This window comes from Citrobacter sp. MGH105 (assembly GCF_001037485.2).
GTDB lineage: Bacteria > Pseudomonadota > Gammaproteobacteria > Enterobacterales > Enterobacteriaceae > Citrobacter > Citrobacter portucalensis.
This window is the reverse complement of sequence record NZ_CP073048.1, coordinates 2,921,796-2,946,931: the sequence shown is the minus strand read 5'-3', so window position 1 is coordinate 2,946,931 and position 25,136 is coordinate 2,921,796. Positions and strand designations below refer to the sequence as shown.

Annotated in this window: 28 protein-coding genes and 1 other annotated feature; of the genes, 17 read left to right on the top strand and 11 right to left on the bottom strand. The window is 52.2% G+C overall.

The window, feature by feature from the left end:
* The first annotated feature begins 167 nt into the window (after nucleotides 1–167).
* A complete protein-coding gene (gene cedA, locus SK35_RS14100) occupies nucleotides 168–410 on the top strand; it encodes a cell division activator CedA (protein ID WP_231587320.1) in 243 nt (80 codons plus the stop codon).
* A 63-nt stretch (nucleotides 411–473) separates the two neighbouring features.
* Here the strand turns inward: cedA and tcyP are convergent, their stop codons facing one another.
* The 4 genes from tcyP to hxpB all read right to left on the bottom strand — a co-directional run bounded on the left by tcyP (nucleotide 474) and on the right by hxpB (nucleotide 4,260).
* Nucleotides 474–1,865, bottom strand: coding sequence for a cystine/sulfocysteine:cation symporter (gene tcyP, locus SK35_RS14095; protein ID WP_006684833.1), 1,392 nt, complete (start codon nucleotides 1,863–1,865; stop codon nucleotides 474–476).
* A gap of 135 nt (nucleotides 1,866–2,000) precedes the next feature.
* The gene (locus tag SK35_RS14090) at nucleotides 2,001–2,600 is read right to left on the bottom strand and encodes a metal-dependent hydrolase (protein ID WP_008784570.1); all 600 of its coding nucleotides are present in this window, start codon (nucleotides 2,598–2,600) and stop codon (nucleotides 2,001–2,003) included.
* A gap of 83 nt (nucleotides 2,601–2,683) precedes the next feature.
* On the bottom strand, nucleotides 2,684–3,445 hold the full coding sequence (gene kduD / locus SK35_RS14085; protein ID WP_048214334.1) for a 2-dehydro-3-deoxy-D-gluconate 5-dehydrogenase KduD: 762 nt from the start codon (nucleotides 3,443–3,445) through the stop codon (nucleotides 2,684–2,686).
* A gap of 146 nt (nucleotides 3,446–3,591) precedes the next feature.
* Nucleotides 3,592–4,260 (bottom strand): hexitol phosphatase HxpB, encoded by a 669-nt coding sequence (gene hxpB, locus SK35_RS14080; protein WP_048214333.1) that lies wholly within the window; start codon nucleotides 4,258–4,260, stop codon nucleotides 3,592–3,594.
* Nucleotides 4,261–4,426: 166 nt separating this feature from the next.
* Here hxpB and SK35_RS14075 point away from each other — a divergent pair, with 166 nt between their 5' ends.
* A complete protein-coding gene (locus tag SK35_RS14075) occupies nucleotides 4,427–4,963 on the top strand; it encodes a YniB family protein (protein ID WP_008784573.1) in 537 nt (178 codons plus the stop codon).
* Between the two features lie 64 nt (nucleotides 4,964–5,027).
* On the opposite strand, the gene SK35_RS14070 is transcribed toward SK35_RS14075, so the two are convergent.
* Both SK35_RS14070 and pfkB read right to left on the bottom strand, forming a co-directional pair.
* Nucleotides 5,028–5,888: a fructosamine kinase family protein gene (locus SK35_RS14070; RefSeq protein ID WP_048214332.1), complete on the bottom strand. Its 861-nt coding sequence runs from the start codon at nucleotides 5,886–5,888 to the stop codon at nucleotides 5,028–5,030.
* Between the two features lie 270 nt (nucleotides 5,889–6,158).
* Nucleotides 6,159–7,088, bottom strand: coding sequence for a 6-phosphofructokinase II (gene pfkB / locus SK35_RS14065; protein ID WP_008784575.1), 930 nt, complete (start codon nucleotides 7,086–7,088; stop codon nucleotides 6,159–6,161).
* A gap of 287 nt (nucleotides 7,089–7,375) precedes the next feature.
* Between pfkB and SK35_RS14060 the strand changes: the two genes are divergently transcribed.
* A complete protein-coding gene (locus tag SK35_RS14060) occupies nucleotides 7,376–8,134 on the top strand; it encodes a DUF481 domain-containing protein (RefSeq protein ID WP_003832568.1) in 759 nt (252 codons plus the stop codon).
* Nucleotides 8,135–8,298: 164 nt separating this feature from the next.
* Here SK35_RS14060 and yniD read toward each other — a convergent pair whose 3' ends face one another.
* On the bottom strand, nucleotides 8,299–8,406 hold the full coding sequence (yniD, locus tag SK35_RS14055; protein WP_003030590.1) for a small membrane protein YniD: 108 nt from the start codon (nucleotides 8,404–8,406) through the stop codon (nucleotides 8,299–8,301).
* Between the two features lie 304 nt (nucleotides 8,407–8,710).
* Here yniD and thrS point away from each other — a divergent pair, with 304 nt between their 5' ends.
* The 14 genes from thrS (at nucleotide 8,711) to selO (ending at nucleotide 21,492) form a co-directional block, all read left to right on the top strand.
* Nucleotides 8,711–10,639 carry a threonine--tRNA ligase gene (thrS, locus tag SK35_RS14050; RefSeq protein WP_048214331.1) on the top strand — a complete coding sequence of 643 codons (1,929 nt, stop codon included), beginning with the start codon at nucleotides 8,711–8,713 and terminating at the stop codon, nucleotides 10,637–10,639.
* 3 nt (nucleotides 10,640–10,642) lie between these two features.
* On the top strand, nucleotides 10,643–11,185 hold the full coding sequence (gene infC / locus SK35_RS14045) for a translation initiation factor IF-3 (protein WP_048997935.1): 543 nt from the start codon (nucleotides 10,643–10,645) through the stop codon (nucleotides 11,183–11,185).
* Nucleotides 11,186–11,281: 96 nt separating this feature from the next.
* The gene (gene rpmI / locus SK35_RS14040) at nucleotides 11,282–11,479 is read left to right on the top strand and encodes a 50S ribosomal protein L35 (RefSeq protein ID WP_003030583.1); all 198 of its coding nucleotides are present in this window, start codon (nucleotides 11,282–11,284) and stop codon (nucleotides 11,477–11,479) included.
* A 55-nt stretch (nucleotides 11,480–11,534) separates the two neighbouring features.
* Nucleotides 11,535–11,891 carry a 50S ribosomal protein L20 gene (rplT, locus tag SK35_RS14035; RefSeq protein ID WP_003030578.1) on the top strand — a complete coding sequence of 119 codons (357 nt, stop codon included), beginning with the start codon at nucleotides 11,535–11,537 and terminating at the stop codon, nucleotides 11,889–11,891.
* A 120-nt stretch (nucleotides 11,892–12,011) separates the two neighbouring features.
* Nucleotides 12,012–12,136: a sequence feature (Phe leader region), on the top strand.
* Nucleotides 12,017–12,061: a pheST operon leader peptide PheM gene (gene pheM, locus SK35_RS14030; protein WP_001386830.1), complete on the top strand. Its 45-nt coding sequence runs from the start codon at nucleotides 12,017–12,019 to the stop codon at nucleotides 12,059–12,061. It overlaps the preceding feature by 45 nt.
* A gap of 124 nt (nucleotides 12,137–12,260) precedes the next feature.
* Complete coding sequence (gene pheS, locus SK35_RS14025) at nucleotides 12,261–13,244, top strand: phenylalanine--tRNA ligase subunit alpha (RefSeq protein ID WP_003832580.1); 984 nt, start codon at nucleotides 12,261–12,263, stop codon at nucleotides 13,242–13,244.
* A 15-nt stretch (nucleotides 13,245–13,259) separates the two neighbouring features.
* The gene (pheT, locus tag SK35_RS14020; RefSeq protein ID WP_032943162.1) at nucleotides 13,260–15,647 is read left to right on the top strand and encodes a phenylalanine--tRNA ligase subunit beta; all 2,388 of its coding nucleotides are present in this window, start codon (nucleotides 13,260–13,262) and stop codon (nucleotides 15,645–15,647) included.
* A 4-nt stretch (nucleotides 15,648–15,651) separates the two neighbouring features.
* Nucleotides 15,652–15,951: an integration host factor subunit alpha gene (gene ihfA / locus SK35_RS14015; protein WP_003030571.1), complete on the top strand. Its 300-nt coding sequence runs from the start codon at nucleotides 15,652–15,654 to the stop codon at nucleotides 15,949–15,951.
* Nucleotides 15,952–16,072: 121 nt separating this feature from the next.
* On the top strand, nucleotides 16,073–17,053 hold the full coding sequence (gene btuC, locus SK35_RS14010) for a vitamin B12 ABC transporter permease BtuC (RefSeq protein ID WP_048214330.1): 981 nt from the start codon (nucleotides 16,073–16,075) through the stop codon (nucleotides 17,051–17,053).
* A 60-nt stretch (nucleotides 17,054–17,113) separates the two neighbouring features.
* The gene (locus tag SK35_RS14005) at nucleotides 17,114–17,665 is read left to right on the top strand and encodes a glutathione peroxidase (protein ID WP_048214329.1); all 552 of its coding nucleotides are present in this window, start codon (nucleotides 17,114–17,116) and stop codon (nucleotides 17,663–17,665) included.
* Nucleotides 17,665–18,414 carry a vitamin B12 ABC transporter ATP-binding protein BtuD gene (btuD, locus tag SK35_RS14000; RefSeq protein ID WP_048214328.1) on the top strand — a complete coding sequence of 250 codons (750 nt, stop codon included), beginning with the start codon at nucleotides 17,665–17,667 and terminating at the stop codon, nucleotides 18,412–18,414. The genes SK35_RS14005 and btuD overlap by 1 nt, the downstream gene beginning before the upstream one ends.
* 77 nt (nucleotides 18,415–18,491) lie before the next feature.
* The gene (locus SK35_RS13995; RefSeq protein ID WP_003832591.1) at nucleotides 18,492–18,956 is read left to right on the top strand and encodes an NlpC/P60 family protein; all 465 of its coding nucleotides are present in this window, start codon (nucleotides 18,492–18,494) and stop codon (nucleotides 18,954–18,956) included.
* A 318-nt stretch (nucleotides 18,957–19,274) separates the two neighbouring features.
* Nucleotides 19,275–19,988 carry an EAL domain-containing protein gene (locus SK35_RS13990; RefSeq protein WP_048214327.1) on the top strand — a complete coding sequence of 238 codons (714 nt, stop codon included), beginning with the start codon at nucleotides 19,275–19,277 and terminating at the stop codon, nucleotides 19,986–19,988.
* A 61-nt stretch (nucleotides 19,989–20,049) separates the two neighbouring features.
* Nucleotides 20,050–21,492 carry a protein adenylyltransferase SelO gene (gene selO, locus SK35_RS13985; protein WP_048214326.1) on the top strand — a complete coding sequence of 481 codons (1,443 nt, stop codon included), beginning with the start codon at nucleotides 20,050–20,052 and terminating at the stop codon, nucleotides 21,490–21,492.
* On the opposite strand, the gene SK35_RS13980 is transcribed toward selO, so the two are convergent.
* From SK35_RS13980 to chuS, 4 genes are read right to left on the bottom strand one after another with little or no spacing between them, the layout of a single operon-like run.
* The gene (locus tag SK35_RS13980) at nucleotides 21,489–22,268 is read right to left on the bottom strand and encodes a heme ABC transporter ATP-binding protein (RefSeq protein WP_008784582.1); all 780 of its coding nucleotides are present in this window, start codon (nucleotides 22,266–22,268) and stop codon (nucleotides 21,489–21,491) included. The genes selO and SK35_RS13980 overlap by 4 nt on opposite strands.
* Nucleotides 22,261–23,253: a FecCD family ABC transporter permease gene (locus SK35_RS13975; protein ID WP_008784583.1), complete on the bottom strand. Its 993-nt coding sequence runs from the start codon at nucleotides 23,251–23,253 to the stop codon at nucleotides 22,261–22,263. The genes SK35_RS13980 and SK35_RS13975 overlap by 8 nt, the downstream gene beginning before the upstream one ends.
* Nucleotides 23,253–24,074 carry a heme/hemin ABC transporter substrate-binding protein gene (locus SK35_RS13970; protein ID WP_048214325.1) on the bottom strand — a complete coding sequence of 274 codons (822 nt, stop codon included), beginning with the start codon at nucleotides 24,072–24,074 and terminating at the stop codon, nucleotides 23,253–23,255. Before SK35_RS13970 ends, SK35_RS13975 begins: the two co-directional genes overlap by 1 nt.
* Nucleotides 24,071–25,102 carry a hematinate-forming heme oxygenase ChuS gene (chuS, locus tag SK35_RS13965; RefSeq protein ID WP_048214324.1) on the bottom strand — a complete coding sequence of 344 codons (1,032 nt, stop codon included), beginning with the start codon at nucleotides 25,100–25,102 and terminating at the stop codon, nucleotides 24,071–24,073. Before chuS ends, SK35_RS13970 begins: the two co-directional genes overlap by 4 nt.
* Nucleotides 25,103–25,136 lie beyond the last annotated feature (34 nt).

Here is a 25,136-nt window from a genome sequence, read left to right as displayed (position 1 = left end):
CAAAAGCTTTAACTATAGACCACTCACTCAGCGGCGCAGGTACAGGCCGATGACGTAAAGCGCGATGAACCAGGCAAACAGCGCACGCAAGGCAGGACGCAAGGCGGCAAAATCGGCTAAGATAGCGGTTTTCTGATTTTTAGAATTTGTCTTTAGTGAAGCAACTGATTATGAAACCTCTTCGCCAACAAAATCGTCCGGTTATCAGCTATGTTCCTCGCGTGGAGCCCGCGCCACCAGAGCATGCGGTTAAAATGGATGCGTTTCGTGACGTATGGATACTACGCGGAAAATATGTCGCTTTTGTCTTAATGGGGGAGGCGTTTCAACGTTCGCCTGCATTTACGGTCCCGGAATCAGCACAGCGCTGGGCTAATCAGGTTCGCCAGGAAAATGAACTAAGGGATTAATGGATATAAAAAAACCGCCGGAGCATGATACTCCGGCGGTTTTTTGTTTTTTAGCTGACAGACTTAGCGATGCGCCAGTTCGGCGTTATCGTCGCTGTCCAGAATCGTTTTATCAGTCTGCTTGAGCCATTGGCTGGTCAGCGTACCGGCAGTCATGGAACCGCTTACGTTCAGCGCGGTACGACCCATATCGATCAGCGGCTCAACGGAGATCAGCAGCGCAACCAGCGTGACCGGCAGACCCATAGCGGGCAGGACGATCAGCGCGGCAAATGTTGCACCGCCACCTACACCCGCAACCCCTGCGGAGCTCACGGTCACGATACCAACCAGCGTGGCAATCCACATTGGGTCCAGTGGGTTGATACCGACGGTCGGTGCAACCATTACTGCCAGCATTGCCGGGTACAGGCCCGCACAACCGTTCTGACCAATCGTGGCACCAAACGAGGCGGCAAATGAGGCGATGGATTCAGGCACGCCCAGACGACGGGTCTGCGCTTCAACGTTCAGCGGAATTGAGGCTGCGCTGGAACGGCTGGTGAAGGCGAACGTCAGCACTGGCCATACCTTGCGGAAGTATTTTAACGGGCTAACGCCGTTCACACCCAGCAGGATCCCGTGTACAACGAACATAATGCCCAGACCGAGATAAGAGGCCACGACGAAGCTACCCAGCTTGATGATGTCCTGCAGGTTGGAACCTGCAACCACTTTGGTCATCAGCGCCAGAACACCGTACGGCGTCAACTGCATCACCAGACGAACCAGTTTCATCACCCAGCTTTGCAGGGTATCGATAGCGACCAGAACGCGCTCGCCTTTTGGTGCATCATCTTTCAGCAGTTTCAGTGCGGCTACACCCAGGAATGCGGCGAAGATAACCACGCTGATAATCGACGTCGGGTTCGCGCCAGTCAGATCGGCAAACGGGTTTTTCGGAATAAACGACAGCACCAGTTGCGGAACGCTGAGGTCAGCCACTTTGCCAACATAGTTGGTTTCAATCGCGTTCAGACGGGCGGTTTCGGCACCACCTTGCACCAGACCTTCGGCGGTCAGGCCGAACAGGTTGGTCACCAGAACACCTACCAGTGCGGCAATCAGCGTGGTAAACAGCAGCGTGCCGATGGTCAGGAAGCTAATTTTACCTAACTGAGAGGCGTTGTGCAGACGCGCAACGGCACTGAGTATAGAGGCAAAGACCAGCGGCATAACAATCATTTGCAGCAACTGGACATAACCGTTGCCAACAATGTTGAACCACTGTACTGAATCTTTAAGAACCTGGCTGTCGGAGCCATAAATGGTGTGCAGCGCGAGGCCGAACACCACACCCATGACCAGACCGACCAGTACTTTTTTTGCCAGACTCCACTGTTTGTGACGGGCTTGCGCCAGCACGAACAGCAGCACTACGAACACGATAATGTTCGCGATTAATGGAAAGTTCATCCCCGTTCTCCTGATCTTATTATGCGTATCACCATTGAAAGGTGATTCTGTTGGCGCAAGATTAGCAGAACTGTGACTTGCCTCTTATATTCAAATGGAATTGTTTATACCGAAAATGACTTTTTGGCTGATTTATTAGTCAATCTGATGCGTTATGAAACGATTGAACTGCATTTGTAGCGTATTAATCATCTGCGAAGACCAGCGTACCGCGCTGTTCTCTTGTACGGTCTGCGGCATCCAGATTGCCCACGCGAACAGTGCCATGCACAGAAACCGCTCCAGTTGATTGCCTTTTTGCGGCACGAGGATGGGCAGACGAAAACGCCAGCGGCAGGGCCAAAGCAGGGGAACGCCTGCTGGAGTCAGCATGTCAGCCAGAATGTGACTAAGATAGCCGAGTACCATACCTTGTAAGGCATCGGCCGGTATTATCCAGGTATCCGGGACTTTCAGGTAGAACGTGGCCAGCAGGGCAAAAACCGCCAGCAGGCTATGCGTAAACCCGCGATGGCCAAATGCGCGGGCAATGGGTTTTGATATCCACTTCAGACGCTGCCCCAGCAGAGATTTGGGATGATCGATATCCGGCAGCAGGCACGTTAAAATGGCTGAAGGAACAATATGCCACCAGTCACCCTGCGCAAGAACGGGCGTTAGCTCGGCATTTTTGGCAAATACCGCACAGGCAATAGAAAAAAGAAGGTGGCCTTCCGCCGTCATGATAAAACCCAATAAACTGTCGATTCATACAGTATAGGGGTTTTATACAGTAGGCGGAAGAGGTGACGTTGTAACCCTTTGTCACAAGTGCGCCTTTACCGCGCCAGCCAACCACCGTCCACGGCCAGCGTATAGCCATGAATATAGTCAGAGGCGGGACTTGCGAGGAACACGACCGGACCTTTTAGATCATCCGGCGTGCCCCAGCGCCCTGCGGGAATACGATCGATAATCTCCTTATTGCGCTCGCTGTCTGCGCGCAGTTGCTGGGTGTTGTTGGTCGCCATATAGCCGGGCGCGATAGCATTGACATTAATTCCTTTGGCCGCCCATTCATTGGCGAGCAGGCGAGTGATGCCCAGAACGCCGCTTTTTGATGCGGTATAGGAAGGTACACGGATACCCCCCTGAAAAGAGAGCATCGAGGCAATGTTAATGATTTTTCCACCATTGCCCTGCGCCACAAACTGGCGCGCCACGGCCTGCGACAGAAAGAAAACGGATTTGAGATTCAGATTCATCACGTCATCCCAATCTTTTTCACTGAAGTCCAGCGCATCCTGACGGCGTATAGTTCCTGCATTGTTGACCAGAATATCGACCCGGCCAAACGCCGACACCGTTTGTGTCACGATGCTGGTGAGAGCATCTTGTTGACTGAGGTCGGCCTGAATGGCCATAAAGCGTCGACCGAGGGCGTTAATTTTCTCTGCGGTTTCATGCGGTATTTTACGATTCACGCCGACTACATCGCAGCCCGCTTCAGCCAGCGCCACTGCCATACCCTGCCCGAGGCCGGTGTCACATCCAGTGACGATGGCGACTTTACCCTCGAGACGAAAAGCTTCCTGAATCATGTTTACCTCAACTATTTATGTCATTAACGCTTGCGCTATAGGGCAAGGATAGGAGAGGTTAAACAGAAACACAATTAAAAATGAAACGGCGTTTTAAAAATTAAGGTCTGAAAAGACGGGCAATACGATCATTGCCCGTTACAGGATTAGCCGCGCAGATGAGCGGCTGTGAGTTCGGTGAGCAAGGTTAGTTTGACGTCGGCAAGAACGAAGCGAGGATCGTCCTGATTCTCATGCGCTGGTACGACGATGGAACGCATACGGGCAGCTTTCGAGGCAATCATGCCGTTCACTGAGTCTTCCAGTGCTACGCAGTTTAACGGGTCAATGCCCAGTTTCGCCGCACAATCGAGGTAAACTTGTGGGTGCGGTTTGCTGTAAGGCAGTTTTTCTGCAGAAGCCAGCGCGTCGAAGTCATCGCGCAGATCAAACATGGTCAGCACTTTTTCCAGCATATGTAGCGGCGAGGCGGATGCCAGTCCTACTTTGATTCCCTGAGATTTGCACAGTGTCACAGCTTCACGAACGCCTGGCAGCAGCGGTTTTGTTTCTTCAACCAACGCAATGGCCCGGGTAATGATGCGCTCGGTGACTTCCTGACGTGAGGGGCCGTTCCAGGGTTGCTGCGCAAACCACAAATCAACCACCATGTCGATGCGTAAGCCAAGGGTATCGGGAAGTTCATGGCGGCGGGAGATATCAACGCCTAAACTTGCTATCACATCCAGTTCAGCCTGATCCCAAAGCGGTTCAGAATCGACCAGTAACCCATCCATATCGAAAATTGCAGCAAGAATTTGACGCGGGGTTGACATTACAACCTCTCCTTTACGGTGATAAAAGGGATTAGAGCCAGCCTGGACGGACTCTGAGCGTTCATTATGGCTAATTCAGAAGTATACCGCCTTTAAAGATCAGGCGAAAACGGTAATCAACGGGTAAACTTAGGCCAAAATGACACGTCTTAATCAAGGGGAACTCATGACGTATCAACAAGCTGGACGCATTGCCATCTTGAAAAGGCTGGTGGGATGGGTGGTTTTCATTCCCGCGCTGATTTCAACGCTGGTTTCAGTACTGAAGTTTATGTACGCGCACAGCGAAAAGCAGGAAGGGATTAACGCGGTCATGCTCGATTTTGCCCATGTGATGATCGACATGATGCGGGTGAACACACCTTTTCTTAACGTGTTCTGGTATAACTCGCCAACGCCCGATTTTCAAAGTGGACTGAATCTCGTTTTTTGGCTGATATTCATTCTGATTTTTATCGGCCTGGCGCTGCAGGACTCAGGCGCCAGAATGAGCCGCCAGGCGCGTTTCTTACGCGAAGGCGTTGAGGATCAGCTAATTCTGGAACAAGCAAAGGGCAGTGAAGGATTATCCCGCGAGCAACTGGAGTCGCGAATTGTGGTACCGCACCATACGATCTTCTTACAAATTTTCCCGCTTTATATTCTGCCGGTGATCGTTATCGTGATCGGCTACTTCTTCTTCTCACTGCTGGGCTTTTTGTAAGTGCCACTCTATCGGGCCTGCCACGTTGCGAAACGGCAGGCCTGATAAGCAACACGGTACGTCGTTAAGCCGCCAGTAATCTATCCAGCGCTTTCTGCGCCACAACTAAATGCTGTCCCCCGAACAGAATTGCCCGATTCAGCAGCGTATAGAGCTGGTAGATTGGCTGCCTGTCGAGAAAGTCCAGCGGCAGTGGCGAGACAGACTGGTAACCGTCATAAATTTGCGGCGGCTGATCGGTATGTAACGGCAGCATTGCCAGGTCACACTCTCTGTCCCCCCAGTAGCAGGCAGGGTCAAAGATGTACGGACCGTTCGGGCCGAGGGCGCAGTTCCCGGACAACAAATCACCGTGCAGGAGAGACGGCTGCGGCTGATGAGAAGAGAGACGTTGCTGGATATGTTCGACGATGGCGTCAATATTGCCAAACGCAATGCCTTTTTCAGCGGCGAGTTCCAGCTGCCAGCCTATACGCTGCTCAGCGAAAAAGGTTGACCAGCGACGTTGCCAGGTATTTGGCTGCGGCGTGGTAGAGAGCGCGTTATCGAAGTCGAGACCAAACTGAGGCTGGTCGCTCCATTCGTGCAAATGCGCAAGCTGTTGACCGAGGATAAACGCGTTATGCGCATCAAGCGGACGGGGAGGGAGGAAATCCATCACCAGAAAGCTGTAATCTCTGTCTGCGCCTACTGCCCAGACTTTCGGTACAGATACAGTTTGACTGCGGGAAAGTAGCTCCAGCTGATCGGCTTCTGCCGTAAAGCCGGTTAACAGCTCTCTTTCATCGCATTTGACGAAAAAATCTCGCCCCGCATAGCGTAAATGCCATGCGGCGTGGATCTCTCCGCCGGGCAGTTCATTACGCAGTTCGATTTCGCCTTCACCTAATTGCTCGCTTAAAAGACGACTGATAGCCTGCCACATGATGTCTCTCCCCATGTTGTCTGCCAGATCATAAGGTTAGCGCAAGAATGCGGTTAAAAAACACGAACTGACGCACACCACGGACGCGTCATCGCTGGAAAGGCACTTAATGTTTGTCGCTCTTCTTCACCTCGCACCGTTGTGGAGACGTCTGACTGCACATGATTCACTTCTTTGTAATCACGTGATTTTTTATCATAGTCGCATAACACCCATGCTGACAGTTTTACGCGAGAATCCCCCTTTTTCTTCAAAAGAGGGACGGTGTCATTACTGAGCGAGATACGAATATATTTTTTGCGTGTCGTCCAAAGAGCACAGGCGAGTACCCTGATTCAGCGTTGCTGCGCTGCCCGCGGCAACACCGTAACGGACAATATCCTCAAAAGACGCGTTCTCAGCCAGCTTAAGCGTCATAGCCCCGACCATACTGTCGCCTGCGCCTACGGTACTTTGACTTTTCACCGGTGGCGGAACCACCTGAACGCAGGTATCGCGATCTACGCCCAGCGCCCCTTGCGGCCCAAGCGAGACCACAACGCGGTGCGCTTTCCCACTCTGTACGATTTCCTGCGCGGCCTTGCGCACATCATCGGGTTGAGTGAGTTCACGGTTTACCAGCGCACTCAGTTCTTTGAGGTTGGGTTTGACCAGTTCGATATTGCCGATGGCTAACGCCGCCGTCAGTGCTTCGCCTGAACTGTCGACAATACAGCGGATCCCCTGTTTTTGTGCGGTGGTAATGAGTCGGGTCAACTTCTCAAGCTGTACGCCGGGCGGCAAACTGCCGCTGATGACCAGCAGCGCACCAGACTCAATTTCCAGCACCTGATCCTGAAGTTGGTAGAACTCGTCATCGGTCAGCGCAGCGCCTGGCATGACAAAACGATATTGTTCGCCGCTGGACTCCACGTGGACATGAAGATTTTGTCGGGTCCAGTCTTTGGCTTCGACGGTAGATACGGGAACATTTTCGTCGGCGAGCAATGCAACAAGATGCTCTCCGGTTGCTCCCCCCGCGGGGAAAATCGCTGTTGCGGTTCCGCCAAGATGGGCAATTGCGCGAGCGACGTTGATACCGCCGCCGCCGGGTTCAAAAACCGGCGAGGTACAACGAAGCTTACCTTCCGGGTAAATTTGCGGGGTGATTGTTGCGCTATCGAGAGAGGGCGCAAGTGTTAACGTATAGATACGTACCATCTTTACCTCCTGTTAGGCTGAACTCAGTCTGGCACTTAACCTCCCGAAAGTGAAGTAATTAACAACATGATTTTTCATATCTTTATTTAAAATTATCGTCATAAAGATATATAAATAAAATAAAGGTTTAGGAACGCTCTTATTCAAAAAATGAAATAAGAATTTATTGCTATGTTATTCGAGTCTTTTTATAATTTGTTACCTTTCAAGGGTCTTTTGTCATTGATCCATATGAAAGTTTCCGAGACCGTAATGGTCTCTTTTTTTGTTGTACGGACTCTTAATAAATGAAGCTTTTGAAGACAGTGCCCGCAGCATTACTGCTGACGGGAGGCCTGCTTGCGTCAATGCATGCTGTAGCCGATGATTCCGTTTTTACTGTCATGGATGACCCTTCCAGCGCGAAAAAACCCTTTGAAGGTAACCTGAACGCGGGATATCTCGCCCAGTCAGGCAACACAAAAAGTTCTTCTTTAACCGCAGATACCACCATGACCTGGTACGGCCAAACGACCGCATGGTCTCTGTGGGGAAATGCCAGCAATACCTCCTCAAATGATGAGCGTTCATCGGAGAAATATGCCGTAGGTGGCCGTAGTCGTTATAACATGACCGACTATGACTATCTCTTTGGGCAGGCAAGCTGGTTGACCGACCGTTACAACGGTTATCGCGAGCGTGACGTACTGACCGCAGGTTACGGTCGTCAGTTCCTCAACGGACCTGTGCACAGCTTCCGTTTCGAATTCGGTCCTGGCGTGCGCTATGACGAGCACACGGATGGCACCACCGAAACACAGCCGTTGGGCTATGCGTCCGGGGCCTATGCATGGCAGATGACGGACAATACCAAGTTTACTCAGGGTGTGTCGGTATTCGGCGCTGACGATACCACGCTCAACTCTGAAACTGCCCTCAACGTTGCCATCAATGAGCACTTTGGGTTAAAGGTGGCTTACAACGTGACCTGGAACTCTGAACCGCCGGCAACAGCGCCGGAGCATACCGATCGCCGCACGACAGTTTCCCTCGGCTATCGGATGTAATGACAAGCCGGGTCAAATAAATGACCTGGCTTTCCTAAATTAAAGTTAAGTTTATTTAATATTTAATTTGCGTTTTATTTTTTTATCTGGTCATAACGCACTATTTTCAGACAAATTCGATTAATCGATAAATAAACGAAAGCGGAACAGTGGGTGAGCGTCATTTAGCCCCAGATCATCGCAGCCCAGCGCAGCATCAACATGGCCGCACAAATAACGAGCAGAATCACAACCATCTTCCAGTGTTTCTTCGCAAAGCGATTTGTGGGCATTGTTTTTTTCCTGCTCAGGTTAGATGACTTTGTGCAAGTGTAACAAAGACGGTTGGGTGTCAGTGAATTGATTTACATCATAGAGCGCGCGTTGATTGTTGCTTTGATCGACCCGTAATGCCGTGTACACTGTCAAACGGTGTTATCAAAAAGCGGGTGTAGGTCCAGTGTAGTCTCTAAGGCGACCAGTGACATATTTCGCAGAGTGAAGCGGGAATCAGCCCAGACCTTTTTGATAATTTTAAATATTGAATCTTTGTATGTGCTCTTACGTGTGGGGCACCACTGCAAATAAGGATATAACATGCCTGTTATTACTCTTCCTGATGGCAGCCAACGCCATTACGACCACGCTGTAAGCCCCATGGATGTTGCGCTGGACATCGGTCCAGGTCTGGCGAAAGCCACTATTGCTGGCCGTGTTGACGGTGAGCTGGTAGATGCTTCCGATCTGATTGAGCATGATGCGAAGCTCTCCATCATCACCGCGAAGGATGAAGAAGGTCTGGAGATCATTCGTCACTCCTGTGCGCACCTGTTAGGGCACGCGATCAAACAACTCTGGCCGCACACCAAAATGGCGATCGGACCGGTTGTTGATAACGGTTTTTACTACGATATCGATCTTGACCGTACGTTAACCCAGGAAGACATCGACGCGCTCGAGAAGCGGATGCACGAGCTCGCTGAGAAAAACTACGATGTCATTAAGAAGAAAGTCAGCTGGTACGAAGCGCGTGAAACCTTCGTGAAGCGTGGCGAGACCTATAAAGTCTCCATTCTTGATGAAAACATTGCCCATGATGACAAGCCTGGCTTGTACCATCATGAAGAATATGTCGATATGTGCCGTGGCCCGCACGTGCCGAACATGCGTTTCTGCCATCACTTCAAACTGATGAAGACCGCAGGGGCATACTGGCGTGGCGACAGCAATAACAAGATGCTGCAGCGTATTTATGGTACTGCATGGGCAGATAAAAAAGCCCTGAATGCCTACCTGCAACGTCTGGAAGAAGCAGCCAAACGCGATCACCGTAAAATCGGTAAACAGCTTGACCTGTATCATATGCAGGAAGAAGCACCTGGTATGGTGTTCTGGCACAACGATGGCTGGACTATCTTCCGTGAACTGGAAGTATTCGTTCGTTCAAAACTGAAAGAATACCAGTATCAGGAAGTGAAAGGTCCGTTCATGATGGACCGTGTGCTGTGGGAAAAAACAGGTCACTGGGACAACTACAAAGATGCAATGTTCACCACCTCTTCTGAGAACCGTGAATACTGCATTAAGCCAATGAACTGCCCAGGCCACGTGCAGATCTTTAATCAGGGTCTGAAATCCTATCGCGATCTGCCGCTGCGTATGGCTGAGTTTGGTAGCTGCCACCGTAATGAACCGTCAGGTGCGCTGCATGGCCTGATGCGTGTTCGTGGCTTCACTCAAGATGATGCACATATCTTCTGTACTGAAGAGCAGATTCGTGATGAAGTTAACGCATGCATTCGTATGGTCTACGATATGTACAGCACCTTTGGCTTCGAGAAAATCGTCGTCAAACTGTCCACTCGCCCCGAAAAACGTATCGGTAGCGATGAAATGTGGGACCGTGCTGAAGCTGACCTGGCCGTTGCGCTGGAAGAAAACAACATCCCGTTTGAGTTCCAACTGGGTGAGGGCGCGTTCTACGGTCCGAAAATTGAATTTACCCTGTATGACTGCCTCGATCGTGCATGGCAGTGCGGTACTGTACAGCTGGACTTCTCCCTGCCGTCCCGTTTAAGCGCCTCTTACGTTGGCGAAAACAACGAGCGTCAGGTTCCGGTTATGATTCACCGTGCAATTCTTGGGTCGATGGAACGTTTCATCGGTATCCTGACCGAAGAGTTCGCGGGCTTCTTCCCGACCTGGCTCGCGCCAGTTCAGGTTGTGGTCATGAACATCACCGATTCTCAGTCTGAATACGTTAACGAATTAACGCAGAAACTACAAAATGCGGGTATTCGTGTAAAAGCAGACTTGAGAAATGAGAAGATTGGCTTTAAAATCCGCGAGCACACTTTACGTCGTGTCCCTTACATGTTGGTCTGTGGCGACAAAGAGGTAGAAGCAGGCAAAGTTGCCGTGCGCACCCGTCGTGGCAAAGACTTGGGCAGCCTGGACGTAAATGAAGTGATTGAGAAGCTGCAACAAGAGATTCGCAGCCGCAGTCTTCAACAACTGGAGGAATAAGGTATTAAAGGCGGAAAACGAGTTCAAACGGCACGTCCGAATCGTATCAATGGCGAGATTCGCGCCCTGGAAGTTCGCTTAACAGGTCTGGAAGGCGAAGCTTTGGGTATTGTGAGTCTGAGAGAAGCGATCGAAAAAGCTGAAGAAGCTGGAGTAGATTTAGTTGAAATCAGCCCTAACGCCGAACCGCCAGTTTGTCGTATTATGGACTACGGCAAGTTCCTTTATGAAAAGAGTAAGTCTTCTAAGGAACAGAAGAAAAAGCAAAAAGTTATCCAGGTTAAGGAAATTAAATTCCGTCCTGGCACCGACGATGGCGATTACCAGGTAAAACTCCGCAGCCTGGTACGCTTTCTGGAAGATGGCGATAAGGCTAAGATCACGCTGCGTTTTCGCGGTCGTGAGATGGCCCACCAACAGATCGGTATGGAAGTGCTCAACCGCGTCCGTGACGATCTGAGTGAACTGGCAGTAGTCGAATCCTTCCCTACGAAGATCGAAGGCCGCCAGATGATCATGGTGCTCGCTCCTAAGAAGAAACAGTAAGGCCTTCAAGTAGCAATGTCTGTGGAGCCTACGGGTTCCACAGCCGTTGTTCGCCTACGTTTCGTTTATTAACAATGCGAAGTGGAAGTTATTAAAATGCCAAAAATTAAGACCGTACGCGGTGCTGCTAAGCGTTTCAAAAAAACCGGTGGTGGTGGATTTAAGCGTAAGCACGCAAACCTGCGTCATATTCTGACCAAAAAATCTACTAAGCGTAAACGTCACCTGCGTCCAAAAGGCCTCGTGTCTAAAGGCGATCTGGGTCTGGTTATCGCGTGCCTGCCGTACGCATAAGCCGTTAACGTTTAATTCATTTTTTTACTAAGAATATAGATACAGGAGAGCACATATGGCTCGCGTAAAACGTGGTGTAGTTGCCCGTGCACGTCACAAGAAAATTTTGAAACAAGCTAAAGGCTACTACGGTGCGCGTTCTCGCGTATACCGCGTTGCCTTCCAGGCTGTTATCAAAGCTGGTCAGTACGCTTATCGTGACCGTCGTCAGAAAAAGCGTCAGTTCCGTCAACTGTGGATTGCGCGTATCAACGCAGCAGCACGTCAGAACGGTATTTCTTACAGCAAATTCATCAACGGCCTGAAAAAAGCCTCTGTTGAAATCGACCGTAAGATCCTGGCTGACATCGCAGTATTCGACAAAGTAGCGTTCACCGCTCTGGTCGAAAAAGCGAAAGCAGCTCTGGCATAAGCCGGTGAAAAGAGGGAGCCTGGCTCCCTCTCTTTTATTTGTAGTGCAATCAATTAGTTGACAATTTATCCGTAAGCCTTTTCAATAAAGGTTGTCCGGTTTTTACCACACAAGGTAACGCAAGCATGAATGCTGCTATTTTCCGCTTCTTCTTTTACTTTAGCACCTGAACTCAGGAGGCTTGCGCGTGAAAGAAGAAACGGAAAACAGCGCCTAAAAGCCTCCCTGGTGGAGGCTTTTTTTATACGCGTCATCCTTCAAGTTGTCTCTGTATTGGCTGCATTCGCTCTTTGGCCGCGTTGATACAACTTGAATAATTTTGCGTATATACGAGCGACTAGTGAATATCGCAACATAACGAGGAAAACCATGTCACATCTCGCAGAGCTGGTTGCCAGTGCAACGGCCGCCATTAACCAGGCTTCAGATGTTGCCGCGTTAGACAATGTCCGCGTCGAATATTTGGGCAAGAAAGGGCACTTGACCCTTCAGATGACAACCCTGCGCGAACTGCCGCCAGAAGAGCGCCCGGCAGCAGGTGCGGTGATTAACGAAGCCAAAGAGCAGGTACAGCAAGCGCTGAACGCGCGTAAGGCCGAATTAGAAAGTGCTGCGCTGAATGCTCGTCTGGCTGAAGAAACGATCGATATTTCCCTTCCTGGGCGTCGTATCGAAAACGGCGGTCTGCACCCGGTGACGCGTACAATCGACAGGATTGAAAGTTTCTTCGGTGAGCTGGGCTTTACCGTGGCGACCGGTCCGGAAATCGAAGATGACTATCATAACTTCGATGCGCTCAACATTCCTGGCCATCACCCGGCGCGCGCTGACCACGACACTTTCTGGTTTGACGCGACGCGTCTGCTGCGCACACAGACTTCCGGCGTGCAGATCCGCACCATGAAAGAAAAACAGCCGCCGATCCGTATTATCGCCCCGGGCCGTGTATATCGTAACGATTACGATCAGACACACACACCAATGTTCCACCAGATGGAAGGGCTGATTGTTGATACCAACATCAATTTCACCAACCTGAAAGGCACACTGCACGATTTCCTGCGCAACTTCTTTGAAGAAGACCTGCAGGTTCGTTTCCGTCCTTCCTACTTCCCGTTCACTGAACCATCTGCGGAAGTTGACGTGATGGGCAAAAACGGCAAATGGCTGGAAGTGCTGGGCTGCGGGATGGTTCACCCGAACGTGTTGCGTAATGTTGGCATCGATCCGGAAATCTATTCCGGCTTTGCATTCGGTATGGGTATGGAGCGTCTTACTATGCTGCGTTACGGCGTTACCGATCTGCGTTCTTTCTTCGAAAACGATCTGCGTTTCCTCAAACAGTTTAAATAAAGGCAGGATAAAACAATGAAATTCAGTGAACTGTGGTTACGCGAATGGGTAAATCCGGCGATTGATAGCGATGCGCTGTCAAACCAAATCACGATGGCGGGTCTTGAAGTTGACGGTGTGGAACCTGTTTCCGGCGCGTTCAACGGCGTTGTAGTGGGTGAAGTGGTTGAGTGTGGCCAGCACCCGAACGCTGACAAACTGCGTGTCACCAAAGTGAATGTAGGCGGCGACCGCCTGCTGGATATCGTCTGCGGTGCGCCAAACTGCCGTCAGGGGTTGAAAGTGGCTGTGGCAACCGTTGGTGCCGTTCTGCCGGGCGATTTCAAAATTAAAGCCGCGAAACTGCGCGGTGAACCATCTGAAGGCATGCTGTGCTCGTTCTCCGAGCTGGGTATTTCCGACGATCATAACGGGATTATCGAACTGCCTGCCGATGCGCCAATTGGTACCGATATCCGTGAATACCTGAAGCTTGACGACAACACCATCGAAATCAGCGTCACGCCGAACCGCGCCGACTGCTTAGGCATCATCGGTGTAGCGCGTGACGTTGCTGTACTGAACAAAGCCCCGCTGGTTGAGCCGGAAATCGCGCCAGTAGCCGCGACCATTAGCGACGTCCTGCCGATTCAGGTCGAAGCCGTGGAAGCCTGCCCACGCTATCTGGGCCGCGTGGTGAAAGGCATCAATGTTAAAGCGCCGACCCCGCTGTGGATGAAAGAAAAACTGCGCCGTTGCGGTATTCGTTCTATCGATGCCGTGGTTGACGTGACTAACTATGTGCTGCTCGAACTGGGTCAGCCAATGCACGCATTCGACAAAGACCGCATTGAAGGCGGAATTGTTGTCCGTATGGCAAAAGAGGGTGAGACCCTGGTATTGCTGGACGGCAGCGAAGCGAAGCTGAATGCAGATACGCTGGTGATTGCGGACCACAACAAAGCGCTGGCGATGGGCGGCATCTTTGGTGGCGAACATTCCGGCGTGAATGATGAAACACAAAACGTCCTGCTGGAATGTGCATTCTTCAGCCCGTTGTCTATTACCGGTCGCGCGCGTCGTCACGGCCTGCACACCGATGCATCTCACCGCTATGAGCGTGGTGTCGATCCTGCGCTGCAACATAAGGCCATGGAACGTGCAACGCGCCTGCTGATTGATATCTGCGGCGGTGAAGCGGGCCCAGTCATTGACGTGACGAATGAAGCCACGCTGCCAAAACGCGCAACCATTACGCTTCGTCGTAGCAAACTGGATCGTCTGATCGGACACCATATTGCCGATGAGCAGGTGAGTGACATTCTGCGTCGTCTGGGTTGTGACGTGACGGAAGGGCAGGATGAGTGGAAAGCGGTCGCGCCGAGCTGGCGTTTCGATATGGAAATCGAAGAAGACCTGGTCGAAGAAGTCGCCCGCGTATACGGTTATGACAATATCCCGAACACGCCGATTCAGGCGGGTCTTATCATGGGTACGCATCGCGAAGCGGATTTGTCGCTGAAACGTGTAAAAACCATGCTGAATGACAAAGGCTACCAGGAAGTCATTACCTATAGCTTCGTCGACCCGAAAGTCCAGTCGCTGCTGCACCCGGGTGAAGAAGCGCTGCTGCTGCCAAGCCCAATCTCTATTGATATGTCGGCAATGCGTTTGTCCCTGTGGACCGGCTTGCTGTCTACGGTAGTGTATAACCAGAACCGTCAGCAGAACCGCGTACGTATTTTCGAAACGGGTTTACGTTTCGTGCCAGATACGCAGGCCAACCTCGGGATCCGTCAGGATCTAATGCTGGCGGGCGTGATCTGCGGTAACCGTCATGATGAACACTGGAATCTGGCAAAAGAGACCGTTGATTTCTATGATCTGAAAGGCGATCTGGAAGCGGTTCTCGATCTGACCGGCAAACTGGCGGACATTCAGTTCAAAGCTGAAGCGAATCCAGCACTGCATCCGGGTCAGTCTGCGGCGATTTATCTGAAAGGTGAACGTATTGGTTTCATTGGGGTTGTTCATCCTGAACTGGAACGTAAACTGGATCTGAACGGTCGCACTCTGGTGTTTGAACTGGAGTGGAATAAGCTCGCAGACCGCGTGGTGCCTCAGGCGCGTGAAGTTTCTCGCTTCCCAGCGAACCGTCGCGATATCGCAGTCGTTGTCGCAGAAAACGTTCCCGCTGCGGATATTTTATCCGAGTGTAAGAAAGTTGGCGTAAATCAGGTAGTTGGCGTAAACTTATTTGACGTGTACCGCGGTAAGGGTGTTGCGGAGGGCTATAAGAGCCTCGCTATCAGCCTGATCCTTCAGGATACCAGCCGTACACTTGAAGAAGAGGAGATTGCCGCTACCGTCGCCAAATGTGTAGAGGCATTAAAAGAGCGATTCCAGGCATCATTGAGGGATTGAACCTATGGCGCTTACAAAAGCTGAAATGTCAGAATATCTGTTTGATAAGCTTGGGCTTAGCAAGCGGGATGCCAAAGAACTGGTCGAGCTGTTTTTCGAAGAGATCCGTCGTGCTCTGGAAAATGGTGAGCAGGTAAAACTCTCTGGTTTTGGTAACTTCGATCTGCGTGATAAGAATCAACGTCCGGGCCGTAACCCGAAAACGGGCGAAGATATTCCCATTACAGCACGGCGCGTGGTGACCTTCAGACCCGGACAGAAGTTAAAAAGCCGGGTTGAAAACGCAACGCCCAAAGAAGAGTGATTTAACGATACGCAGAGTATGACGCGTATAACTAAAAAGGCCGCTATGCGGCCTTTTTCCTTTTCACTACCGAATCAGCACCGTAGAATCACCTCCATCTCTTTTCAGCAGAATGGAAAACATGCTGACTTTCGCCCATCAACAACAGCGCCGAAACGTGCGCTGGATACTGTCACTGTCAGTACTGATGCTACTGGCAACGATTCTAAGCTTGTGCGCAGGAGAACAATGGATCGCTCCCGGCGACTGGTTCAGCGCCCGCGGCGATCTGTTCGTCTGGCAAATTCGACTTCCCCGTACCCTTGCCGTTTTGCTGGTAGGCGCTGCATTGGCCTTATCTGGCGCAGTGATGCAAGCTCTGTTTGAAAACCCGCTCGCAGAGCCTGGATTACTGGGCGTATCTAACGGCGCGGGAGTCGGGCTTATCGCGGCGGTGCTGCTGGGGCAGGGGCAACTCCCCGGCTGGGCGTTGGGCCTTTGCGCCATTGCCGGGGCGCTAGTTATCACGCTTATTCTGCTACGTTTCGCCCGTCGACATTTGTCTACCAGCCGTCTGCTGCTGGCGGGGGTGGCGCTGGGGATAATCTGTAGCGCGCTGATGACATGGGCTATCTACTTCTCTACCTCGTTTGACTTACGACAGCTGATGTACTGGATGATGGGGGGCTTCGGTGGCGTAGACTGGCATCAGGCCTGGCTCATGGTGGCGTTGATTCCGGTGTTGGTGTGGATCTGCTGTCAGTCGCAGCCGATGAATATGCTGGCGTTAGGAGAGACTTCTGCGCGTCAGCTGGGACTGCCATTATGGTTCTGGCGCAACCTGCTGGTGGTTGCCACAGGCTGGATGGTTGGCGTGAGCGTGGCTCTGGCAGGGGCGATTGGTTTTATTGGGCTTGTGATCCCGCATATTTTGCGACTGTGCGGCCTCACCGATCACCGTGTTTTACTGCCAGGTTGTGCGTTGGCTGGCGCAATCGCATTATTGTTTGCTGATGTTGTCGCGCGTTTGGTGCTGGCCTCGGCTGAGTTACCTATCGGCGTGGTAACGGCCACCATGGGTGCACCGGTATTTATCTGGCTATTGTTAAAAGCCGCGCGCTAGAACGCGTTGGTTCGGTCTATGATTAAAAACTGAAAATCCACCTGTTGTTCTGGAGATGCTATGCAAAACTCTATCCTCGATACAGAAGTGACGACCATTGACGGCGAGGTTACCTCACTGCAGCCGTATTCCGGGAATGTGCTGTTAATCGTCAACGTTGCTTCAAAATGTGGACTGACGCCGCAGTACGAGCAACTGGAGAATCTGCAGAAAGCCTGGCACCAACAGGGCTTCAGCGTTCTTGGTTTCCCTTGCAACCAGTTTCTGGGCCAGGAGCCGGGCAGCGAAGAGGAAATAAAAACGTACTGCAGTACCACATGGGGCGTAACTTTCCCGATGTTCAGCAAAATTGACGTCAACGGTGAGGGACGCCATCCGCTGTATCAGAAGCTGATTGATGCCGCACCAACGGCCGTTGCACCTGCGGACAGTGGGTTCTACGAGCGAATGGTGAGCAAAGGTCGTGCGCCGCTTTACCCGGACGATATCCTGTGGAATTTCGAGAAGTTTTTAGTGGGTCGCGATGGAAAAGTGCTGCAACGATTCTCACCGGATATGACGCCTGAGGATCCCATCCTGGTGCAAACCATCAAGCAGGCGCTGGCAAACTAATGTCTCGATTGATGCAGCTACAGGACGTCGCGGAATCGACCCGTCTCGGCCCGCTTACTGGTGAGATAAAAGCAGGAGAGATCCTGCATTTAGTGGGACCAAACGGTGCCGGAAAAAGTACGCTGTTGGCGCGTATGGCGGGTCTGACAAACGGAGAGGGCAGTATCACTTTTGGTGATATGCCGTTGGAGGAATGGCCGGCCGCCAGGCTGGCGCAATATCGCGCCTATCTTGCGCAACAGCAAAATCCGCCGTTTGCCATGCCGGTCTGGCATTTTCTGACGCTGCATCAACCCGACAAAGCACGCACCGATCTGTTACAGGAGATCGCCGATGCGCTCGGCCTGGGAGATAAACTGGGGCGCGGCGTGAACCAACTCTCCGGCGGTGAGTGGCAGCGTGTGCGCCTGGCTGCGGTTATCCTGCAGATTTGCCCACAAGCGAATCCATTAGGTCAGCTTTTACTGCTGGATGAGCCGATGAACAGTCTGGACGTCGCGCAACAAAACGCACTGGACCGACTGTTGAGTCAGCTGTGTTTGCAGGGCATAGCGATTGTGATGAGTAGCCACGACCTTAATCACACCTTACGCCATGCGCATAAAGCCTGGCTACTCAAACGCGGGAAACTGCTTGCCAGTGGTTCACGAGATGCGGTACTGACGCCGGCCAATCTGTCTGCGGCCTATGGCGTCAACTTCCGACGTTTGGATATTGAAGGGCACAGAATGCTCATATCAACCACTTAAGTGAAATGGGTTCTTGAAAATCATATAATTTCCACGCTAAATTGGCATAAAAATAAAATTCAGAGGATTCGTACTGAATGCGCTTTTGGCTCCTTTTCATCACAGCATTGTTTTTGGCGGGCTGCAGCAGCCATCGTGCGCCTGCGCCAAATGCCCGCTTGTCGGATTCTATTGCCGTTATCGCCGGTCTTAATGATCAGCTACAAACCTGGCATGGCACACCCTATCGTTATGGCGGCATGAGCCGTAGTGGGGTGGATTGTTCTGGATTTGTTTTGATGACGATGCGCGATAAATTCGACCTGCAACTCCCGCGCGATACGCGTACGCAATCAAAGATTGGTACCGAAATTGATAAAGACGATTTGCTGCCCGGCGATCTGGTTTTCTTTAAAACCGGGTCTGGGGAAAGCGGTCTGCATGTTGGTATTTACGATACCAATAATCAATTTATTCATGCTTCAACCAGTCGTGGCGTGATGCGCTCGTCTCTGGATAACGTTTACTGGCGTAAAAACTTTTGGCAGGCACGACGTATTTAATCCCCCGCAACTCCGAGGCTGCCATCGAGTGCGCAGCCTCAACATCACCATTTGAAAGTTAACTTTTATTTCTGCTTTTGGTTAGACAATACCCCTGAACATTAAGAGCGTATCTTGCTAAAAATATGATTTATTCCGAGATATTAAAAAGTGCAAAGCTGGATATTCGCTTATAATCAGGATAAGCTAAAAAAAAGGATTCGATTTACCGGCTAAAAAGGGAAAAATGAAAGGGCCTCTACTTGCATCAGCAGTAACGTATTTCTCCATCCTTTGCTACAGGATGCCGGATAACACCCATGCAGCGGGGCTGGCACGATGATTGTTTCACTGGATAATCTTTACCATTCTGAGTTCTCTTTTCTTCCTGCGAGAAGCGAAAAAGGCGATCTTGAATTCGTCGATATCATCACCAGTTTCGCCAGTGCGCATGGGGATGTGCGTATACCCACCGAGCTGGTCCTACCTCGGATGTCAGACGACGAACAATGTCGTTTATTTGTAGAAAAACTAGAATTAATCGAAACGTGCCAACATTTTTTTATTCAGCGAAAAGTATCCGCCTGGATTAATTTAACGCCAGCAGTTGCTAATACTTTATTATCAGATACTGAATTTGCTTCACAAGTTGAACGATTTTCATTTCTGGAGCTGACTATTAATGAAAGCTATCCGGAGTTAAACAAAGGTAAAGATAATCCAGTATTGGCCGCACTTGCTGCGCGATTTCCATTAGTCCTGACAAACTATGGTTCTGGCGGTATATCAACCCGGGCAATTTTTGACGGCCTGTTCAAACACGTCGTGCTGGATAAAAACTTTGTTCAACAAAGGATTGCACATATTTCGTTTGAACCGTTTATGCGGGCTATTCTGGCGCAACTATCGCCCAGCTGTGAGTCAATAATCATTAGCGGAATTGATACACAAGAGATGCTGGAGCGCGTCTTGCCTGTGGGATTCAGTGCCATGCAGGGAGGATTGTGGCCTGCGGTGCCTCCTGCGCAGATAATTTCGCTCGCTAAGATATAACCCTTTTATTTGCTGGTGTTTAACAGCCTATTAACAGTCTACACTACAGGCAGGAGGCCCTATGACCCTGTCTTTTACCACTCGCTGGCGTGATGAACTACCAGCAACCTATACCGCGCTTTCACCCACCCCTCTGAAAAACGCGCGCCTTATCTGGCATAACGATGCGCTGGCGGAGCAATTAGCAATTCCTGCGGCGCTATTTGATATTCCGACTGGTGCAGGCGTTTGGGGCGGCGAATCGTTGCTTTCCGGGATGTCGCCTTTAGCCCAGGTTTATAGTGGGCATCAGTTCGGTGTCTGGGCTGGTCAGCTTGGCGACGGACGTGGGATCCTGCTGGGCGAACAACAGCTCGCGGATGGTTCAACGTTTGACTGGCACCTGAAAGGCGCCGGACTCACGCCGTATTCCCGCATGGGTGATGGGCGTGCCGTGCTGCGCTCGACCATTCGTGAAAGCCTGGCCAGTGAAGCGATGTACTACCTGGGAATACCGACCACGCGGGCATTGTCGATTGTCACCAGCGACACGCCGGTTTATCGCGAAACGGTCGAAGCAGGGGCGATGCTCATTCGCGTGGCACAAAGCCATATGCGATTTGGCCATTTTGAGCATTTTTACTATCGCCGAGAGCCGGAAAAAGTGCGCGAGTTGGCTGACTTTGCGATTCGCCATTACTGGCCGCAATGGCAGGAAGAAGCCGATAAGTATCAGCTGTGGTTTAACGATGTTGTCACGCGTACTGCGACGTTAATCGCTGACTGGCAGGCGGTAGGATTTGCGCATGGTGTTATGAACACGGACAACATGTCGATTCTGGGTCTGACAATGGATTACGGTCCATTCGGTTTTCTTGATGATTACGTGCCCGATTATATCTGCAACCACTCTGACAACCAGGGGCGATACAGTTTCGATAATCAACCGGCCGCCGCGTTGTGGAACCTGCAACGTCTGGCGCAAACCCTGTCGCCGTTTATCCCGGTCGAGGCGCTCAATGATGCGCTGGACAATTACCAGTTGACGCTGTTAACGCGTTACGGTCAACGGATGCGGCAAAAGCTCGGCTTCTTTAGCGAGCAGAAAGACGATAACGAACTGCTTAGCGAACTGTTTAGCCTGATGGCGCGAGAAAGAAGCGACTATACGCGAACGTTTCGCATGCTCAGCGAAACGGAGCAGCACAGTGCGCAATCTCCGTTGCGCGATGAGTTTATCGACCGCGCAGCATTTGACGACTGGTTCACGCGGTATCGCTCGCGTCTGCAGCAAGACAACATTGCTGACGCAGTCAGACAAACGCAGATGAAGGCGGCTAATCCGGCGATGGTATTACGTAACTGGCTGGCGCAACGGGCGATTAGCCAGGCAGAGCAGGGGGATTACGCCGAACTGCACCGGTTGCACCAGGCGTTGCGTACCCCGTTTGCCGATCGCGATGATGACTATGCCAGCCGTCCACCTGACTGGGGCAAACGGCTGGAAGTGAGTTGTTCAAGCTAAGGGGCCAGAAATACCTGCGGGGAGGCGTTGGCCGGATGCTGGCCAACGTGTACCTGAGCACCGTACCAGCGCTTCAGATCATCGGCCTGTAACACAGTTTCCGGTGTTCCCTGCGACACCAGCCTGCCGTTGTGCAGCAGCACTATTCTGTCTGCCCACAGTGCGGCGAGGTTCAGATCGTGAAGCACAATGCACACATGCAGCTCACCCGAAGCGGTTAGCGTTTTTAGCATGCGCAACAGATGCTGCTGGTGGTAAAGATCCAGCGCGGAGGTCGGTTCATCAAGGAATAACCAACCGCGAGGCGCACCGTCGTACCAGAGTTGCGCCAGCGCACGGGCTAACTGCACTCGCTGTTGCTCGCCGCCGGAAAGCGCGGCGTATTGCCGGCCTGCCAGAGGCGTACATCCGGTCATCTCCATTACCTGTGCAATAAGCCCAGGTTCCGGTCGTTGGGTCCAGGGCGCGCGACCCATCGCGATGACGGCCTCTACCGGCCAGTCAAATCCCAGTTGCGTTTGCTGACGCATTACCGCCCGGTGTCGCGACAGCATTTGGGTAGGCCACTCCTCCAGCGGTTTGCCCGCCAGCACGCAGCGCCCGGTAGCCGGTTTCAGAAAACCGGTCAGCAAGCGTAGCAGAGTGGATTTCCCCGCACCGTTTGGGCCGATGAGCGCCACCAGTTCACCTTTTGTAAGGGCGAGTGATACGTCGTCGATCACCGCTCTGCCAGCTACGTGATAGTGAAGCCCTTCAGCGATGAAATGTTCAGCCATGCGGTCCTCGCTGACGAAAAATAAGCCATAAAAACCACGGTGCGCCGAGAAGACTGGTCAACAGACCGACCGGCATCTCCGCAGGCGCAACCGCCGTACGGGCCAGTGTGTCGGCAATCAGCAATAAAAATGCGCCCGCCAGCACGGAACCCGGAATAACGGCCCGATGGTCTGAGCCGAGCCACATACGTATTAAATGTGGGATGACCAACCCGATAAAGCCAATCACGCCGCTTACCGCCACGGCTGAGGCAACCAGTAGTGCGCTACAAAGCAGCAAAATACGCTGGATTGTACGCACATCAACGCCGAGATAATGCGCCTCTTCCTCACCCAGTTGTAGAAGATTCAGCGCCGGAGCAAGTCGCCAGATGATCAGCACTGTCGGGATTGTCAGTGAAGTGACAGCCAACAGTGTGGACCACTGCGCGGCCCCCAGACTTCCCATTCCCCATAGCGACAGCTGGCGCAGTTGCGCATCATTACTGACCCACGACAAAACGCCAACCGCCGCCCCACAGAGCGCGTTAATGGCAATGCCGACCAGCAGCAGGCGTGAGAGTGAACCGTCGCGCTGTTGGCTGAGGATAAAAATCACTATGGTTGCCGCCAGCGCGCCGAAAAAAGCGGCCAGCATTGGAGCATACAACATCAGCAGCGCGGGCAAGGAGACAGGCAGCACCACCCACAGGGCCACAGCGCAGGCGGCGCCGCTGCTTATTCCCAGTAATCCAGGGTCTGCAAGTGGATTGCGAAACAGCCCCTGCATCACGCAGCCCGCGAGCGCCAGAGAGCCGCCAATCACCAGCGCCAGCAGGACGCGGGGCAGACGAATTGTGAGCCAGATTTGACGCAGTGCCTCATCGCCATCACGCCAGAGCAGACTTACCGGCAGGCGCAACGCGCCAAAACCGGTAGCCAGAACCGTCATTACAACCAGCATCAATGCCAACATCCACAACGAACAGGTGATCCGCCGGGACATCAGGGCAATTGCTCCGCTTTAGCACGAAGCTGCAAAATAGCCTGTGGCGTGCGAACGCTGAAGCCCAACAGCGCCATATCGTCAACCTGCAATACCTGCTTATTCCTTCCGGCAGGTGTTTGCGCAAGTCCAGGTAGCGTCCACAGGTTTGCCTCGCCACCCATCGCCTTAACACCTTCTTGTGAAATCACTACCAGATCGGGCTGGCTGGCAATGACGCCTTCTTGTGACAGCGGCTGATAGCGATTAACGCCCTGCATCGCGTTGCGTAGACCTGCGGCACGAATCGCCGCATCGGCTCCGGTTTGCTGGCCCGCCGCCATCGCGGTCATCCCGCCATGATTGAGAATAAACAGCACACGTTTATTAAGTTCAGATGACGGGAGCGTCGCCAGTTCCTGACGTAACGTTGCGCGCAGCGTTTCGCCGTCGGCATCCCGATGAGTAGCCTCGGCGATAACCCGAACTTTTTCATCAATCGCGTTAAGATCGTTGCTTGCTGGGATCGTGACAACCCTGACGTTGCTCTGCTCGAGCTGTTTTAACACCAGAGAAGGCTGCGCCTGCGCGCTGGCAAGGACCAGCGTAGGGCGTGTGGCAAGGATCCCTTCGGCGTTGAGCTGGCGCAAATAACCAACATCAGGTAACGCGGTTGCCGCAGCAGGCCATTGGCTGGTACTGTCTCTCGCCACAAGGGAGGGTTGTGCTCCCAGTGCGTATACGATCTCGGTGACATCGCCACCGAGGGCAACAACTCGTTCCTCGGGCGCAGCCAGTGTGGCGAAGGGCAGCAGCGCGATCAGGGCCAGCAGTTTTTTCATGCGGCCAGTCCTTTCGGCGTCAGTGCGTCAATCTGTGCGCGCCATTGCGTCTGCTCCGGCTCGCCTTCCGTACGTTGACCATACAGTTGTGCGATTTGCGTACCGTCGGCAGCAAACAGTTCCAGACTGGTGACGTGACCATCGGCGGTCGGTTTGCGCGTCACCCACGTTTCGGCCACGCTCTCTTCCAGCAGATGCAGGGTAAAGGTTGGGTTGAAGATGTTTAGCCAGCCTTTCATCGGTACCAGTTTTTCAATCACGCCGGTAAAAATCTGTACACAGCCGCGATTACCCACAAAAACCATAATTTCGTTGCCATCCTGACGCGCGGTGTCGAGTAACTGCGCCAGTGCACTATTAGAAACCTTACAGGCCAGATCGTCGCCCACCAGATTAAATGCCTGTTGGCGGGTGAGTTCATGGCGTTTCAGCAGACCGAAGAACTGGTGGACATCGGTCATCGCTCGCCACTCTTGATCGACGGTCTGCGCATCGACCGTGACGGCGGCAGGCGCAGAATTGTTGGCGGGTTGCAGTGCCAGCGGCGGGTTTTCTGCAAAGATGAAACGGGTCAGCAACGCTGCCCATTCCTCAACGAGGGTATTTTGCGTGGTATAGACCTTCAGCAGCGCATCTCCCTGATGGTCGAAGAACTGAATGCTCTGACGCTCACCATGGGCGGTTGTTTCGCTGATATGAAAGGTGCTGGCCCACTGATTCAGGAAAAGACGCAGATCGAGGGCGCGCGGATTGAGAACCAGTCCGGCATGACCGTTGAGGTGCTGATTGGTAAAAGCACCCACCTGCTCATGTACTGCGTATTCATTGCGGCAAATACATTTGGTTTCGCCAACTGCTTCCAGTGCGCTGAGAATTTCACGCACTTCGCCACGTAAGCGCCAGGCATCGTGACCGACGCGTGCAAAGGTCAGTTCGGCTTCGCTAATATTCATCAACCCCGCAATATCACGTGCGTATTTGCCAGGATTTTCTTTCTTCAGTTCCAGCCAGCGTGTGTAATGATTCATTGTCTCTTCCTTCCAGATTGCGGCCCCGGCGAAC

Excerpts from the sequence above, each read along its gene's own strand:
- tcyP (WP_006684833.1), bottom strand. The coding sequence starts at position 1,865 with ATGAACTTTCCATTAATCGCGAACATTATCGTGTTCGTAGTGCTGCTG.
- kduD (WP_048214334.1), bottom strand. The coding sequence starts at position 3,445 with ATGATTCAGGAAGCTTTTCGTCTCGAGGGTAAAGTCGCCATCGTCACT.
- hxpB (WP_048214333.1), bottom strand. The coding sequence starts at position 4,260 with ATGTCAACCCCGCGTCAAATTCTTGCTGCAATTTTCGATATGGATGGG.
- SK35_RS14075 (WP_008784573.1), top strand. The coding sequence starts at position 4,427 with ATGACGTATCAACAAGCTGGACGCATTGCCATCTTGAAAAGGCTGGTG.
- SK35_RS14070 (WP_048214332.1), bottom strand. The coding sequence starts at position 5,888 with ATGTGGCAGGCTATCAGTCGTCTTTTAAGCGAGCAATTAGGTGAAGGC.
- pfkB (WP_008784575.1), bottom strand. The coding sequence starts at position 7,088 with ATGGTACGTATCTATACGTTAACACTTGCGCCCTCTCTCGATAGCGCA.
- SK35_RS14060 (WP_003832568.1), top strand. The coding sequence starts at position 7,376 with ATGAAGCTTTTGAAGACAGTGCCCGCAGCATTACTGCTGACGGGAGGC.
- yniD (WP_003030590.1), bottom strand. The coding sequence starts at position 8,406 with ATGCCCACAAATCGCTTTGCGAAGAAACACTGGAAGATGGTTGTGATT.
- thrS (WP_048214331.1), top strand. The coding sequence starts at position 8,711 with ATGCCTGTTATTACTCTTCCTGATGGCAGCCAACGCCATTACGACCAC.
- rpmI (WP_003030583.1), top strand. The coding sequence starts at position 11,282 with ATGCCAAAAATTAAGACCGTACGCGGTGCTGCTAAGCGTTTCAAAAAA.
- rplT (WP_003030578.1), top strand. The coding sequence starts at position 11,535 with ATGGCTCGCGTAAAACGTGGTGTAGTTGCCCGTGCACGTCACAAGAAA.
- pheS (WP_003832580.1), top strand. The coding sequence starts at position 12,261 with ATGTCACATCTCGCAGAGCTGGTTGCCAGTGCAACGGCCGCCATTAAC.
- pheT (WP_032943162.1), top strand. The coding sequence starts at position 13,260 with ATGAAATTCAGTGAACTGTGGTTACGCGAATGGGTAAATCCGGCGATT.
- ihfA (WP_003030571.1), top strand. The coding sequence starts at position 15,652 with ATGGCGCTTACAAAAGCTGAAATGTCAGAATATCTGTTTGATAAGCTT.
- btuC (WP_048214330.1), top strand. The coding sequence starts at position 16,073 with ATGCTGACTTTCGCCCATCAACAACAGCGCCGAAACGTGCGCTGGATA.
- SK35_RS14005 (WP_048214329.1), top strand. The coding sequence starts at position 17,114 with ATGCAAAACTCTATCCTCGATACAGAAGTGACGACCATTGACGGCGAG.
- btuD (WP_048214328.1), top strand. The coding sequence starts at position 17,665 with ATGTCTCGATTGATGCAGCTACAGGACGTCGCGGAATCGACCCGTCTC.
- SK35_RS13995 (WP_003832591.1), top strand. The coding sequence starts at position 18,492 with ATGCGCTTTTGGCTCCTTTTCATCACAGCATTGTTTTTGGCGGGCTGC.
- SK35_RS13990 (WP_048214327.1), top strand. The coding sequence starts at position 19,275 with ATGATTGTTTCACTGGATAATCTTTACCATTCTGAGTTCTCTTTTCTT.
- selO (WP_048214326.1), top strand. The coding sequence starts at position 20,050 with ATGACCCTGTCTTTTACCACTCGCTGGCGTGATGAACTACCAGCAACC.
- SK35_RS13980 (WP_008784582.1), bottom strand. The coding sequence starts at position 22,268 with ATGGCTGAACATTTCATCGCTGAAGGGCTTCACTATCACGTAGCTGGC.
- SK35_RS13975 (WP_008784583.1), bottom strand. The coding sequence starts at position 23,253 with ATGTCCCGGCGGATCACCTGTTCGTTGTGGATGTTGGCATTGATGCTG.
- SK35_RS13970 (WP_048214325.1), bottom strand. The coding sequence starts at position 24,074 with ATGAAAAAACTGCTGGCCCTGATCGCGCTGCTGCCCTTCGCCACACTG.
- chuS (WP_048214324.1), bottom strand. The coding sequence starts at position 25,102 with ATGAATCATTACACACGCTGGCTGGAACTGAAGAAAGAAAATCCTGGC.